Annotated in this window: 8 protein-coding genes and 2 pseudogenes; 1 reads left to right on the plus strand and 9 read right to left on the minus strand. The window is 43.4% G+C overall.

The window, feature by feature from the left end; all coding sequences use genetic code 11:
* Nucleotides 1-1586: 1586 nt before the first annotated feature.
* From QM469_RS08490 to ruvB, 4 genes and pseudogenes are all read right to left on the minus strand, one after another.
* A pseudogene (locus QM469_RS08490) lies at nucleotides 1587-3497 on the minus strand (hypothetical protein); the annotation flags it as partial.
* A 1017-nt stretch (nucleotides 3498-4514) separates the two neighbouring features.
* A pseudogene (locus tag QM469_RS08495) lies at nucleotides 4515-9545 on the minus strand (accessory Sec-dependent serine-rich glycoprotein adhesin); the annotation flags it as partial.
* A 578-nt stretch (nucleotides 9546-10123) separates the two neighbouring features.
* Complete coding sequence (locus QM469_RS08500) at nucleotides 10124-10696, minus strand: nucleotidyltransferase family protein (RefSeq protein WP_311523315.1); 573 nt, start codon at nucleotides 10694-10696, stop codon at nucleotides 10124-10126.
* Complete coding sequence (gene ruvB, locus QM469_RS08505) at nucleotides 10677-11675, minus strand: Holliday junction branch migration DNA helicase RuvB (protein ID WP_311523314.1); 999 nt, start codon at nucleotides 11673-11675, stop codon at nucleotides 10677-10679. The genes QM469_RS08500 and ruvB overlap by 20 nt, the downstream gene beginning before the upstream one ends.
* 133 nt (nucleotides 11676-11808) lie before the next feature.
* Here ruvB and QM469_RS08510 point away from each other — a divergent pair, with 133 nt between their 5' ends.
* Complete coding sequence (locus QM469_RS08510; RefSeq protein WP_000970294.1) at nucleotides 11809-11901, plus strand: type I toxin-antitoxin system Fst family toxin; 93 nt, start codon at nucleotides 11809-11811, stop codon at nucleotides 11899-11901.
* A gap of 875 nt (nucleotides 11902-12776) precedes the next feature.
* Here the strand turns inward: QM469_RS08510 and QM469_RS08515 are convergent.
* The 5 genes from QM469_RS08515 to QM469_RS08535 form a co-directional block, all read right to left on the minus strand.
* On the minus strand, nucleotides 12777-13130 hold the full coding sequence (locus tag QM469_RS08515) for a type II toxin-antitoxin system RelE/ParE family toxin (RefSeq protein ID WP_414276540.1): 354 nt from the start codon (nucleotides 13128-13130) through the stop codon (nucleotides 12777-12779).
* Nucleotides 13120-13404, minus strand: coding sequence for a type II toxin-antitoxin system RelB/DinJ family antitoxin (locus QM469_RS08520; protein WP_414276541.1), 285 nt, complete (start codon nucleotides 13402-13404; stop codon nucleotides 13120-13122). The genes QM469_RS08515 and QM469_RS08520 overlap by 11 nt, the downstream gene beginning before the upstream one ends.
* A 533-nt stretch (nucleotides 13405-13937) precedes the next feature.
* Nucleotides 13938-14360: a GNAT family N-acetyltransferase gene (locus QM469_RS08525; protein WP_414276542.1), complete on the minus strand. Its 423-nt coding sequence runs from the start codon at nucleotides 14358-14360 to the stop codon at nucleotides 13938-13940.
* A gap of 11 nt (nucleotides 14361-14371) precedes the next feature.
* Nucleotides 14372-15064, minus strand: a complete 693-nt coding sequence (locus QM469_RS08530) for a GNAT family N-acetyltransferase (RefSeq protein ID WP_414276543.1) — start codon at nucleotides 15062-15064, stop codon at nucleotides 14372-14374.
* Nucleotides 15065-15185: 121 nt separating this feature from the next.
* Nucleotides 15186-15599: a YjdF family protein gene (locus tag QM469_RS08535; protein WP_414276544.1), complete on the minus strand. Its 414-nt coding sequence runs from the start codon at nucleotides 15597-15599 to the stop codon at nucleotides 15186-15188.
* Between the last annotated feature and the right edge of the window lie 264 nt (nucleotides 15600-15863).

Below are 15863 nucleotides of genomic sequence, written 5' to 3' on the forward strand. Positions count from 1 at the left end.
CTTGCTGACTGACTTGCACTGGTTGATGCTGATTCAGATGCCGATGTACTTGCTGATTGGCTTGCACTGGTTGACGCTGACTCAGAAGCCGATGTGCTTGCTGATTGACTTGCGCTTGTTGAAGCACTTTGGCTTGCAGACGTGCTGGCTGATTGGCTCGCACTGGTTGACGCTGATTCAGAGGCCGATGTGCTGGCTGATTGACTGGCGCTTGTCGATGCGGACTCAGACGCTGACGTGCTGGCTGATTGGCTTGCACTGGTTGATGCTGACTGGCTAGCCGACGTGCTGGCTGATTGGCTCGCACTGGTTGACGCTGATTCAGATGCCGATGTGCTTGCTGATTGGCTTGCACTGGTTGATGCTGACTGGCTAGCCGACGTGCTGGCTGATTGGCTCGCACTGGTTGACGCTGATTCAGATGCACTTGTGCTGGCTGATTGACTTGCGCTTGTTGAAGCACTTTGGCTTGCCGACGTGCTGGCTGATTGGCTCGCACTTGTCGATGCCGACTCAGAAGCCGATGTGCTTGCTGATGCTGACGCGCTTGTTGACGCTGATTCAGAAGCCGATGTACTTGCTGACTGACTAGCACTTGTACTTGCTGATTGACTTGCGCTTGTTGAAGCTGACTGGCTAGCTGATGTGCTGGCTGATTGGCTCGCACTGGTTGAAGCCGACTGGCTAGCTGACGTGCTTGCTGATTGACTTGCGCTTGTTGAAGCACTTTGGCTTGCCGACGTGCTTGCTGATTGGCTCGCACTGGTTGACGCTGATTCAGAGGCCGATGTGCTTGCTGATTGGCTCGCACTGGTTGAGGCCGATTGGCTAGCTGAGGTGCTTGCTGATTGACTTGCGCTTGTTGAAGCACTTTGGCTTGCCGACGTGCTTGCTGATTGGCTCGCACTGGTTGACGCTGATTCAGAGGCCGATGTGCTTGCTGATTGGCTCGCACTGGTTGATGCTGATTCAGAGGCACTTGTGCTTGCTGATTGACTTGCGCTTGTCGATGCGGACTCAGACGCTGACGTGCTGGCTGATTGGCTTGCACTGGTTGATGCTGACTGGCTAGCTGACGTACTTGCGGATTGACTTGCACTGGTTGACGCTGACTGGCTAGCTGATGTGCTTGCTGATTGGCTTGCACTTGTCGATGCTGACTGGCTAGCTGATGTGCTTGCTGATTGACTTGCGCTTGTTGAAGCTGACTGGCTAGCTGACGTGCTGGCTGATTGGCTCGCACTTGTCGATGCTGACTCAGACGCTGATGTGCTTGCTGACTGACTTGCACTTGTTGATGCTGATTCAGATGCCGATGTACTTGCTGATTGGCTCGCACTGGTTGATGCTGATTCAGAGGCACTTGTGCTTGCTGATTGACTTGCGCTTGTCGATGCGGACTCAGACGCTGACGTGCTGGCTGATTGGCTTGCACTGGTTGATGCTGACTGGCTAGCTGACGTACTTGCGGATTGACTTGCACTGGTTGACGCTGACTGGCTAGCTGATGTGCTTGCTGACTGACTTGCACTTGTTGATGCTGATTCAGATGCCGATGTACTTGCTGACTGACTTGCACTGGTTGATGCTGATTCAGATGCCGATGTACTTGCTGATTGGCTTGCACTGGTTGACGCTGACTCAGAAGCCGATGTGCTTGCTGATTGACTTGCGCTTGTTGAAGCACTTTGGCTTGCAGACGTGCTGGCTGATTGGCTCGCACTGGTTGACGCTGATTCAGAGGCCGATGTGCTTGCTGATTGACTGGCGCTTGTCGATGCGGACTCAGACGCTGACGTGCTGGCTGATTGGCTTGCACTGGTTGATGCTGACTGGCTAGCCGACGTGCTTGCTGATTGGCTCGCACTGGTTGACGCTGATTCAGATGCCGATGTGCTTGCTGATTGGCTTGCACTGGTTGATGCTGACTGGCTAGCCGACGTGCTGGCTGATTGGCTCGCACTGGTTGACGCTGATTCAGATGCACTTGTGCTGGCTGATTGACTTGCGCTTGTTGAAGCACTTTGGCTTGCAGACGTGCTGGCTGATTGGCTCGCACTTGTCGATGCCGACTCAGAAGCCGATGTGCTTGCTGATGCTGACGCGCTTGTTGACGCTGATTCAGAAGCCGATGTACTTGCTGACTGGCTAGCTGATGTGCTGGCTGATTGACTGGCGCTTGTTGAAGCTGACTGGCTAGCTGACGTGCTTGCGGATTGGCTTGCACTGGTTGACGCTGACTGGCTAGCTGACGTGCTTGCTGATTGGCTCGCACTTGTCGATGCTGACTCAGACGCTGATGTGCTTGCTGATTGGCTCGCACTTGTCGATGCTGACTGGCTAGCTGACGTGCTTGCTGATTGGCTCGCACTTGTCGATGCCGACTCAGAAGCCGATGTGCTTGCTGATGCTGACGCGCTTGTTGACGCTGATTCAGAAGCCGATGTACTTGCTGACTGACTTGCACTGGTTGATGCTGATTCAGATGCCGATGTACTTGCTGATTGGCTTGCACTGGTTGACGCTGACTCAGAAGCCGATGTGCTTGCTGATTGACTTGCGCTTGTTGAAGCACTTTGGCTTGCAGACGTGCTGGCTGATTGGCTCGCACTGGTTGACGCTGATTCAGAGGCCGATGTGCTGGCTGATTGACTTGCGCTTGTTGAAGCACTTTGGCTTGCAGACGTGCTGGCTGATTGACTTGCACTGGTTGACGCTGACTCAGATGCCGATGTGCTGGCTGATTGACTCGCACTTGTCGATGCTGATTGGCTAGCTGACGTGCTTGCGGATTGGCTCGCACTGGTCGATGCTGACTGGCTAGCTGATGTGCTGGCTGATTGGCTCGCACTGGTTGAAGCCGACTGGCTAGCTGATGTACTTGCTGATTGGCTCGCACTTGTCGATGCTGACTGGCTTGCTGACGTGCTGGCTGATTGGCTCGCACTGGTCGATGCTGACTGGCTAGCTGATGTACTTGCTGATTGACTTGCACTTGTTGACGCTGACTGGCTTGCCGACGTGCTTGCTGATTGGCTCGCACTGGTTGATGCTGATTCAGATGCACTTGTGCTTGCTGATTGACTTGCGCTTGTTGAAGCTGACTGGCTAGCTGAGGTACTTGCTGATTGGCTTGCACTTGTTGACGCTGACTGGCTAGCTGAGGTGCTGGCTGATTGGCTCGCACTGGTTGAGGCCGATTGGCTAGCTGAGGTGCTGGCTGATTGACTTGCGCTTGTCGATGCTGACTCAGACGCTGAGGTGCTTGCTGATTGGCTTGCACTTGTCGATGCGGACTGGCTAGCTGAGGTGCTGGCTGATTGGCTCGCACTTGTCGATGCTGACTGGCTAGCTGAGGTACTTGCTGATTGGCTCGCACTTGTCGATGCTGACTGACTAGCTGATGTGCTGGCTGATTGGCTCGCACTGGTTGACGCTGACTGACTTGCAGACGTGCTGGCTGATTGGCTTGCACTTGTCGATGCTGACTGGCTAGCTGATGTGCTGGCTGATTGGCTTGCGCTTGTTGAAGCACTTTGGCTTGCTGACGTGCTGGCTGATTGGCTTGCACTGGTTGACGCTGACTGGCTAGCTGATGTACTTGCTGATTGACTTGCGCTTGTTGAAGCTGACTGGCTAGCTGACGTGCTTGCTGATTGACTCGCACTTGTCGATGCTGACTGGCTAGCTGATGTACTTGCTGATTGACTTGCGCTTGTCGATGCTGACTGGCTAGCTGACGTGCTTGCTGATTGGCTTGCACTTGTCGATGCTGACTGACTAGCTGACGTGCTTGCTGATTGGCTCGCACTTGTCGATGCTGACTGACTAGCTGATGTGCTGGCTGATTGGCTCGCACTGGTTGACGCTGACTGGCTAGCTGAGGTGCTTGCTGATTGGCTCGCACTTGTCGACGCCGACTGGCTAGCTGAGGTGCTTGCTGATTGACTTGCGCTTGTTGAAGCACTTTGGCTTGCAGACGTGCTTGCTGATTGGCTCGCACTTGTCGATGCTGACTGACTAGCTGATGTGCTTGCTGATTGACTTGCGCTTGTTGAAGCACTTTGGCTTGCAGACGTGCTTGCTGATTGGCTTGCACTGGTTGACGCTGACTGGCTAGCTGATGTGCTTGCTGATTGGCTCGCACTGGTTGACGCTGATTCAGAGGCCGATGTGCTTGCTGATTGGCTCGCACTGGTTGATGCGGATTCAGACGCTGACGTGCTTGCTGATTGGCTTGCACTTGTTGATGCTGACTGGCTAGCCGATGTACTTGCTGATTGACTTGCACTGGTTGATGCTGACTGGCTAGCTGATGTACTTGCTGATTGACTTGCGCTTGTTGAAGCTGACTCAGATGCACTGGTCATTGCACTTACTGATGCACTGGTTGAAGCAGACACTGACGCACTGGTTGACGCTGATGCTGACTTATGATCCGAATCTGACAAGTCAGGAGTTACTGTGTTTTTTGTTCCGTCTTTGTAGGTAATCGTTACAGTTCCATTGCTAGCAATCTCGTACGATTTAATACGGAAATCTGACTCAGGGTTGACTGTCTTCACTGCAGCAAGAATCTTCTTAAGATCATCTGGTGTCAATGAAGTTAAATTAGAAACTTGGATAGCACTACTTGGTTTAATACCTGGGAATTTTTCATTCAGTTTACCTTGTGCAACTACAGTTGTGACTCTACCTGTATTATCTGATAAATCTGTAGCACTAGTTCCACGGGTCCATTTATTACCAACTACATATTGGACATTTTCTCCATAAGTAGCAGTGTACGTTAATACTTTTGGATTTGTTGTTGAAGCTTCAGTGGTAATATCCTTAATTCCTAGTGCATCATCATCTGAAGAATAACCAGTTTGGAAAATACGACTGATATCAGAAGTTCCATCGTTTAATTTCAGAGTTTTAATCTTACCACTATTATCTTTAGCAGTTAAAACTACTTTAATCTCATCTCCCGCAAAGACTTCATAACCACGGATGCCTTGGCGGACATTATCCTTAATGGTTTGTTTTTCCCATAGGCCCGTCTTGTCGTTCTTAATATAAAGTTCAAAAGTTACTTCAGGTGCTACAGTTTCCTTGGTAATAGTTGCAGTCGTTGTAGACGAACTCAAGGTTTCAGTTCCACCACTTGGAAGTGTTACTGTTTTTTCTTGCTTAGCAGTCACATCCTCCGTCGGAAGTAGCCCATTGTTGCCATCGTAAGCTTTTTGCAACTCTGCAGGTTCAAAGGTAACACTTGATTCGTTGTCTTTAGCTGTCTTGGTAAATTTATGTCCAGCTAATGTGAGCGTAACAACCGCTCCAGGTGTTACATTCGTAACCACAATCGAACGATTTGGCAAGCCACCAGTTGCATTCGTAGAATCAACTGAGATAACTGGTGCTTGTGGATTGACCTTAATGGTTACATCTACCGTTCTACTATTAGCAGTTCCACTGTAGGATCCTTGTGGAAGAGTGATTTTCACTTTTCGCGTATAAACTCCTGGGTTTGCCAACATAGCGTCATCAGGAGCCTGATCCCAACTAAAGGTAGTTCCTGTTGGGAAGGATACACTTTCGTTCGAATTTTTAAGTGCCTCTCCTGGATTTTTAATAATCTCTGCTAATGGAGCCTTATTCCCCACAGTTGTAACATACTCCTGTTTAGCTACAGGATCAACAACTGTATAATCAAAGCTTATCTGACTTGTCAAGGCAGGATTGCTTGTTGAAACATCTCCAAAACGTCCTTTTGGATAAGTGGCAATTAGCGTATAGGTTGTATGGTGACTGACAGGTTCCAGATTCACAACCTCTTTAGTCGTATACCATACTTCACCAAAAGTCGGGGTCCCAACATCAGTTGTTTGTTCAGCCCCTGTGTTATTTAACTTATATTTATAAGACCATTTGGTTCCTGTTGGAAGTTCATTAACATTGGTATACAAATCAGTATGTCTACCCATATTATTAGCCCAATTTCCTCCAGAAACTCTACTTAGATTATCACCTGTCGTTCCTTTAAAGGCATAAAATTGACCTGTCACACCATTGTAAGTCTTGGTTTCAACTTTCGGATAAACAGTATAGTTAACTGTTACATCATCAGTCGAGCCATCAGAATAAGTAACCCGTGCAACTGCACTTTTTGTCCCAGCAGATGTGTTGTCAATGCGACTAACCCATGAAACAGTCGTTCCTTGAGGGAGCTGTCCTCCACCATCAAGCTGGACAAAGTTCGTAGCATCGTTTAAATCCGTTGCCGTTTCACCAGTATAGGTATAAATAGTCGATGCCTTCGCTACAGCAGTATATTTATCAGTCTGGCTTTTGATTACAAATTTGACATAACCATTGTCGGTTATACCGTTTTTTGCATGGTTACTATCAGAGGTGTTTTGGTCATCTGTTGCCATTAAATAGCGTTCAAATGATGCTAACGGTACATTTTTTGCTAGAGTGCCTGTAAGGGTAATCTTTGCATCCGCCTGATCTGTCAAATTTGTGATTGGAGTTGAACGATTGAGACCGGTATATCCTGCATAGTTTGTACCATTAGCATTGTCAGCTGTACCTTGCATTTCAAACTTCAATGAAGAAATCTTGCCAGAATCATCAGTTGCTCTAAAGGTTACATTAACTTCTTCCCCACGGTATAGATAGATTTCCTTAGTTGTAGCATTATCATAATGAATCTCCAGTTTTGGTCGTTCATTGACTGTAACATCTCGAGAAATAGTATTGCTTGTTAAATCCTTATAAATAATCTTTGCAGTTCCATCGCTTGCAACTTCAATGTCTTTGATGCGGTGAACTGTCTTATCATTCTTAGCGTAGATGGCATTCTTGACATCTGTCTTTTCGTTATCTGTTAAACTGTTTTTATTTACTACAGGTGTAAAGTCAGGATTTGTTACTTTAAGACGGTCTTTCAGTTGTCCTTGGGTGATACGAACATTGCCAGTACCATTCACTCTGTTGAAGTTGCCTACTTGGTCAGTTGCAACTGCATTCCGTTGCCAAGTATGTCCTGAGTTCCACTCCAGATTATCATTCATATGAGCGTCGACTGTGATAGTCGCAGGACTTTCTGGCGTAGCTGTGATATTTCCTGTCAAGAGCCCTACAGTTCCTGTACCATAGTTAGAACCTTCAAAGTAGTTTTCTCTCAACCCTGGTTGGTTCCCATCTGCTCTAGGTACAATCTTGAACTCTCTTAATTTACCACTATTATCAGTCGCAGTAAATTTAACGGTGAAATCATCACCTGCATAGACAATATGTTCCATCCCACGACTAGAGTCGGGACTTTGAGTAGCTGTAATCTGCTGACCACCACGTGTCACGGTTACAGCAGGTACAGGCACCTCAGTTTCCGCTCTTACGTTAGCTCGAACGACATCCACAGTGTTATCACGATAAGTAATAGTGATTTCACCCGTATTAGACACCGTTATTTCATGATTACCTTCAGAATTTTTCTTGTAATCAGAACTGTTGAGGATAGTGGCATTTTTACTATTGTTCCTAAAGTTTGCAAGGATTTGAGTTTTCTCAGTCTCGCTCAAAGATGACGGATTATTTACCGTAACAGTATCACCACTCACAGGCTCGTTACGCTCGTTGAAACCTTTGATGGTGAGAGTCATATGTGCCGTATCTGTTTGACCGTCACTATCTGTTACAACATATTCAAGAATGTGCGCGCCAGTAGCAAACGGCTTCCATGTTCCTTTGTCTCGACCAATGGTACCTTGCATATTTACCGTATAAGTAGTTGGATAATAGGCAAACCTACCATTTTGATACACACCAAAATCACCAACGACATTTCTTGCATTTCTTGGATAATCAGGCGCATATAAGCCAGTGATAATTGTATTATTAGATCCTGCAGCTAATGTTTTCAAGCCCCTATCATCACTCATTTTCATCTTGATTGTGGTAATAGAGTCGTCATTATAGTAGGTAACATTTGCAGGCAAAGTAATCGTAGGGCGCTTAGATGTTCCACGGTTATGACCAGCTTCTCCAGTCGAAACAGTTGAGCTCATTGAGCCACTATAATTCCCAGAAGTGTTGGCGCTTGTGAACGGTTGACTACTTGTCGCCACTCGCGCACTCAAAGTAGCTGCATTAGACTTATTGTTCACAGTCGCATAAACCAATATAGTCGCCTCAAGGTTTCTATTCAAGTCATGGTGCTTGTTGAATATATACTCATTACCAGAACCACCACGTTTTTCCATTGGTTGTCCATTAAAAAGAACACGAGTGATGGTTGTATTTCTATCCACTTGCGCGATCAGACCAGCATAATTAAGCGGACTCTGCGAGTGCATTTTTATTTTCCAGACAACCTCACGATTAGAACTTGAATAACTTCCTTGCCCAAGTTCAGCTGTGGTGTGACCGTTTATCGAAACACCTCTGAGATTTCCCCCTGTTGGCATCGCTTGCCCGTTACGGCTGTCACGTTGACCAGAGGTTGCACGTGAAACCGCATTAGCGATAGAGTTGCGAGCTGAAGTGGCAGAATTGATCACTTCTCCTAGATCTGCGTTTGGATCCTTGAGAGCAGACTCAATCTCAGCAACCACGGTTTTAACCTTGATAATTGCTGCATCTGTATCAGGTAAATTAACTGCTTTAGCTAGATATTCACCCATTTCTGCTGAAAGAGTTGCCAGTTTCTTACGGTCTTCTGCTTGCTTTTTAGCGCTTGTTTCTGCTGTCGTTGTCGCAGCAAGAGTCGCTGTTGTCGTAGCTGTCAGACTCGCATTTTGACTTGTAAAGTTTTCTGCTGTTGAAAGAGCACTAGAAAGATTAGGATTGACCTGAGCATCGCTAGCCTTAACTGTGGCTCTGGATGTTCCGTCATTACTGATAGCATCTTCGCTAGGAGCCGTCTGTGAACCTTCTACATGCGAAACCTCAGAGAGGGAACTGCTTGCAACAGTCGAAGCACTATCTGATGTTGAGGCAGAATCGTTCAATGAAGACGAGGTACTAGCTGAAGTTGAAGATGAAACACTGGCACTAGTGCTAGCTGATGTTGAGGCGCTTACGGACTCGGATGCACTTGTTGAGGCCGAAATAGAGGCACTTGTAGAAGCAGAGATTGAGACACTCTCACTAACAGAGGTAGATGTTGAAACAGAAGTTTGTTGCTCATCATCTTTATTGACCGTTCCCAAAACAACCTGATCAGAATTCACTAGATTGTCAGTACCATCCACGACTTTCTCTACAGCCAGCTGTTCATTGGCATGGACTTGCGTATGAGTGGCAACTCCACCACCAACAACGGCCCCCGCGGCAACTATCCCCTTGAGGACATCTATCCCAGTTAAAGAAGTTGAGACACGATCTTCCACAACTTCAGTTGTCACCTGAGCAGTATCAACACCACCACGAAGAACCTTAAATAGCCCGAATAAAGACGTTGAGGCACGCAACCAATGTTTCCCTGACTTAATCAGTTTGTATCTAGTTACACGATCGGTTTCTCGATACTCTCCTTCTTGACGTCTAAAAAACATGTTTTTTTCTCCTTGAGTTCGTTTTTTATAAAAAAACTAAATACCAAAACATTCTTAAGATACACAGTCATGTTACATGGATATTTTCTCTTTTTTCACCCTGACAAGCACTGGTGTACTCTTAAAAAATTTTGATATAGAGCTCAATCTATAACACCTTATTATAGCACATTAGAGCCTGCTTTGTCCAAAGATTTGTATAAAAAATATATTAATACAAATGACTTGTTCTTTTTGTAGATTTTACCTGAATTTAAGATTCTTTTTTTATCCAATAATCATCTATTTACCTTTAAAAAATCAAATATTATTGTAAAAATTCAGTAGGATGAAATAAAATATAAACAAATTGACCAGAAAGAAAAGTCCGATCAATTTCTAGCAATGTTTTAAAATCCGTAGCGTACTATTCTAGGTTCAATCTACTATATATCGAATCATCGATCCATCGAAAAAAGCCGCCTGATTGGGCGACTTAATTTTTTTATAGGGAGATTATTATGAAAAAGTTTTAGGAGTATAAGTTAAGGTCTTTTTAACTTATGAGATAAGTATACAGCTCCTATCTTAAAGTTTCCTTAAGTATTTTTAAATGTGAGATTTTCCCATTTTTCTCGCCAATTTTTCTTGGATAAACGCTTTTGATAAAGATTCATTCGATCTTGATTTTCTAAGAAATGGGGAGTTGGACGAACCTGAAAGTTTAAAATATCCTCCAAACCATAAGGAGCAAAGAGCTCTAAAGTTGCGTCAGCTTGCAAGCGAAGTCCTACTGCCGTACAACGTTCAGGATACTTACTCATGGCATCGCAGGAATTTCTATACGGAGATGTGTGGGGACTGTGTTGGTGCATATAGACTTGATTTTTCAGCTCCCACTGATACTGGGGAAAGTCCTCTCTCAACTTGCTTTCTATAGCCAGCGTTTCTTCGTAACTCACATCTGGGTCAAAGAAAATCACATCCACATCCGTTTCACGGTCAAAGGATGGCTTATCTGACAAGAGATTCCAGATAAAATTTCGGACCGAACCAGCTGCTAACCAGGAATCTTTCAACTCCAAGTCACGGATGATAGTCAGAATAGCCATCATGTCAGGATCTTCTCTGAAAGAATCTAAAATTTCAGCCTTATTTTTCAATGTATTCATACCCCAAATGTTCGTAAGCCTTGGCTGTCGCGACCCGTCCTGAACGAGTTCGCATGATAAATCCCTTCTGGATTAGGTAAGGTTCATACATATCTTCTACCGTCTCACGCTCTTCGGCGATATTTACCGAAAGAGTTCCTAGACCGACAGGGCCACCACCGTACATCTCAATCATGGTGCGGAGAATTTTCTGGTCCACATAGTCCAAGCCTTCATGGTCTACATCCAGCATGGTCAAAGCCTTATCGGTAATCACATCATCGATAACCCCATTCCCCATAATCTGGGCAAAATCGCGCACGCGCTTAAGAAGACGATTGGCAATACGAGGAGTTCCACGGCTACGGAGAGCCAACTCAGCAGCAGCTTCATGGGTGATTTCCATCTCAAAAATATCTGCCGTCCGCTCGACAATCTCTGTCAAGTCATCATGGGCATAATACTCCATGTGGCCAGTAATCCCGAAACGTGCACGAAGAGGATTTGACAGCATCCCTGCTCGTGTCGTCGCACCAATCAAGGTAAAAGGTGGCAATTCCAGATGGACACTGCGACTACCTTCCCCCACACCAATCATGATGTCGATGTAGAAGTCTTCCATAGCACTGTAAAGCACCTCTTCTACTGACATGGGCAGACGATGAATCTCATCGATAAAAAGCACATCTCCTGGCTCCAAGTCATTCAAAATCGCTACCAGATCACCAGCTTTTTCGATAACGGGACCAGACGTTTGTTTGAGATTGACTCCCAGTTCATTGGCAATGACAAAAGCCATGGTTGTTTTCCCGAGACCTGGAGGGCCAAACAAAAGAACATGGTCTAGCGCCTCGTCACGCATTTTTGCTGCTTCGATAAAGATTTGAAGCTGATCTTTGACCTTGTCCTGACCGATATATTCACGCAAATATTGGGGGCGGAGAGTACGTTCTACCAACTCCTCATCGCCCATGATTTCATTATCTAAAATTCTACTCATATTCCTATTATAGCAAAAATCCAGCCTACAAACAAAAAAGCCACCTGACTTGGTGGCTCCCGAGTTTAGTACTGATGTGGTATAATATTTTACGGCACTGATACACCGCCTACGAAAGGAGGTGAAATAGCCCATGATGGAACTAATCCTTAAAACTATCATCGGACCAATTGTGGTCGGTGTCATTCTTCGCTTAGTCGATAAATGGCTAAACAAAGATAGATAGTGTCAAAAAAAGACCCCAAGCTTAATGTGGAAGTTAGCTTGGGGTCTTTTCTAGTCCATGATATAGAACTAATCCTTAATTCCCTTATATTATCCCACAGTTCGCGATTTTTGTCAAAGTTTTACTCCCTTGTCCAATAAGACTTTCAACATTAAGAAAACCTTAGGAATTATCAAAGAAAACAAAAGATTACATCACTATCAATGAAAACGAGAGCCCATCAACTCAAATCAGTCAAACCAACATTTTAATCCACGAAATGAAACGATAGGCTTACACATGATGTACCACTTCTTCACATTATTTCACGAGTCCCAACCGAGCAGTTTGGGCAGGCACTAGGTCATACAAAGATCTATATGACGGATCGCTATAATCAAGTTGAGGACGAACTCGCTGAAACGACAACAAACCTATTTCTTAGTCATATTCACTAAAAAATCCCCGCCAATTCCCCGACCAAAATCCGAAAAATACCGAAAAATACCGAAATTTATTGGAAAACGATGTTTAGGAAACTCCCGAAAAGCTTGAAATAAAGCAAAAAAACTCCACCTGATTGGGTGGAGTTAAGGGAGATTATTATGAAAAAAAAGTTTAGGATTTTTTATTAAATAAAGTTAGGAGGTCTTTACTTAATAACTGTATGATACAAGAGAAGACTTAAAATTAACTTAAGATTTTCTAGTTTTTACTTTTGTTCAAAAATAATAAATACTAATTAAAAATTGCTAAAAGCAAACAAGAAAAAAGCCACCGAATTGGGTGACTTTATTAGGAGATTATGATGAAAAAAGTTTTAGGATTTCTATTAAATAAAGTTAGGAGGTCTTTATTTAATAACTAAATGATACAGGATAAGACTTAAAGTTAGCTTAAGATTTTGAACTTTTTTTATTGTCTTTTTGTAGCAAGGTGACATAGTCACTCTTGGTATGAAATAAATGGGAGAGAAAAACAGTCTGTTGTGTCTGATCAATAAAGTAAAGCAAAACGTATTGATCTATAATTTTTCCTCGTGTAGGATACTTACTATTAATCTTTACACCGATTTTCACATCAGCATCAAAACCAGCCTCAGGAAAGACTTCTAAACTTTTTAAACCATCTAAAATTTTTGTCACAGTATTTTTAGCAGATTGAGGGGATAAAAGTACCGTAGCTATATATTCGTGTATATTGTCGATAGCTTGTTCAACTTCTTTTGAAAGAATCACTTTATAAGCCATAGCGTGCCCTCACATTGTCTAGGGAAGTTCCTTCACCTGCCTCATATTCTCTCAAGGCACGTTCAGATTGGGCTTGTAATTCAGCAATTAACTGCTCTCTATGCAAATCTTCGGCCGTCTTAATAGGCAAATCTTGCTCTAGGACTATTTGCTCTACAAATAAAGAAATAGCATCTGTCATTGTCATGCCCTTTTCCTTGATAATATTTCGAGCTTGTTCCATAGTAGCTTCATTCAGTTTAAAATTGTATTGTTTCGATAAACTTATAGCCATGATATATCTCCAATCTATACGATATAGATTGATTATATACTAGATATAGATTTTAATCAAGAAGAGTATTTTTCTCATAGCCTTACCTCCTCACTAGATGGTATATTTTTACGCGAGATTTCCTCGACAATCTTCTTTTTGAAAAATTCAATCGTTTCATATTTCGATACCTTTTGATAAAATCACGATAAATCAGATACTTTTTATCAGGATCTCAAGTAGGTCATTAAAAAGTTTAATGACACCAATTTTAAAGGCATCAAGTTTCTAAATAATAGAAGATTCGGCGATCTTTGTATTATATGGATATCCGCGTTATCCTTGACACGAACTTTTACTTTTGTTCAAAACAACGAATACCAATGAAATATCGCTGAAAGTCACATAACAAAAAAGCCACCAAATTGGGTGGCTTCATTAGGGATATTATTATGAAAAAAAGTTTAGGATTTCTATTAAATAAAGTTAGGAGGTCTTTATTTAATGGTTACATGATACAGGACAAGACTTAAAATTAGCTTAAGTGAAAAAAATTATTTTAAATTTTTTCGATTCACCCAAATCATGCCCGTACACTGGAAACTCGATAAGGTTTCAAATCCCAGAGAACGATAAAATCCCAAGGTTTTTTCAGATTCTTCTGTCGCTAGTTGAATTTGGTAGGTATCCTTATAATCGGCTAAAGCTTGCTTCATCATAAAACTTCCAATCCCTTGGCGCTGATAGCTTGGCAAAACAATCAAATCCTGGACAAAAACGGATGAAAAACCATCTCCAACCAAGCGAACTAGACCAACGATTTTCTCGCCATCACGCGCTACATAAATGGCTAGCGAATGAGACAAGGCCTGCTCCAACATCTGTGGCTGATTGGTATAGTTTGTCCAACCAACTGCCTGATAGAGATGTAAAACGTCATCAATTGAAACAGATGTTTCTTTTGTAATCTTAATCATAGTAAACCTTCCTAACATTCTCGTAGAGATTTAATCTGTTGTCCATTTTCATCAAAATTATCTGGCTTCAACCATGCTTCAAAACGAGCCTTAACCCTTGGCCAATCCTTGTCGATCATAGACAACCAATCCGTATCTCTAGTACGCCCTTTATAAATAACAGCTTGACGGAAGGTTCCCTCGTAGATAAAGCCCAAACGTTCTGCTGCTTTTCTAGAAGGTAGATTTAGCGCATCACATTTCCACTCATAACGGCGATAGTTAAGCTCTTCAAAGACATAACGAGCTAGCAAATAGTGGGCCTCTGTTCCCATCCTTGTCTGTTTGAGAGCCGGAGAAAAGGTCACCGCGCCAACTTCAATCACGCGATTAGCTTGGTCAATACGCATGAGAGAAAAAGTCCCCAGCGCCCTTCCAGTCACTTTATCAATAATCGCATAATAGAAGCGATCCTTGCGCTCAATCATCTGCCTTAAAGCAACAATTAATTCTTCAAGATTTTCTACTGGTGGTTGAAAGAGATAGGTCCACATCTCTCGAGGTGATTCTGGACCATAAACAGCCAGCAAATCCTCCGCATGCTTTTCCACTGACAGAGCTTCGATAATCGTATACTGTCCTTCTATCCGTACAAGTGAAGGCAAAACTCCAGGTGTATCGTCTACAGGTTCACCAATCATCTGACCATATTCATTTACAGGCATAGCTTTCTCCTTATCTCACACTTATAAGTTTAAAGATGTGAATAGTATATCACATCTCTCAGGTAATCTACAAAAAATCCTCCAGTTTATGGAGGATTGATCAAATATGGAAACGAGTGAGTTAATGCCCCCTATGCTTCTCTCTACGTTTTTGCTGTTTGAGTTCGAATTTCTCTTGTTTGAGCAATTGCTTTTGGACACTAGATTGATGTTTTGAAATCTTTTTCCTTTCCTCATACTGCAACTGCAATAGTTCTTTCGACTTGGAAGAAACTTTTTGATTTACTTGTTTCCTCACCATTCGTTGTAATCGTTTAGGATTCTTGATTTTTACATGTTGCTTAACTGTAGTTTCTGGACTAAAAGATAATTGAGTAAACTGAGTCTGTAAAATCTCTAGAATTTCATCATCTTTTGGCTGCTGACCAAATGTCACACGACAAACTTGATAAGTTTCTCGATACACTTGTTCAAACAAACCATGCCAAAATCCATCTTCAAAATAAACTGTCAATCCAATTGAAATTGTTTCCACGACAGCACCTCCTTAAATCTATCCCTAAGAATGGACAACCAAGGAGGAAGGTTACTGATAGGCTTGCCTACGTCTGGACTACCAACCAGAACTGTGTTTTTATCTTAGTTGGAACTATTATAGCATATAGCAATACAAAAATCCTCCAGATTCTACTCTGAAGGATTTTTAAATTTATTTCGTTACGATATTTACGAGTTTAGTTGGCTCAAACAGTTTGGGGAACTGTTTGAGGTTGCAAATAAGCAAATAAATTGGTTATTT

This window comes from Streptococcus infantis, assembly GCF_047464215.1.
Lineage (GTDB): Bacteria > Bacillota > Bacilli > Lactobacillales > Streptococcaceae > Streptococcus > Streptococcus infantis_P.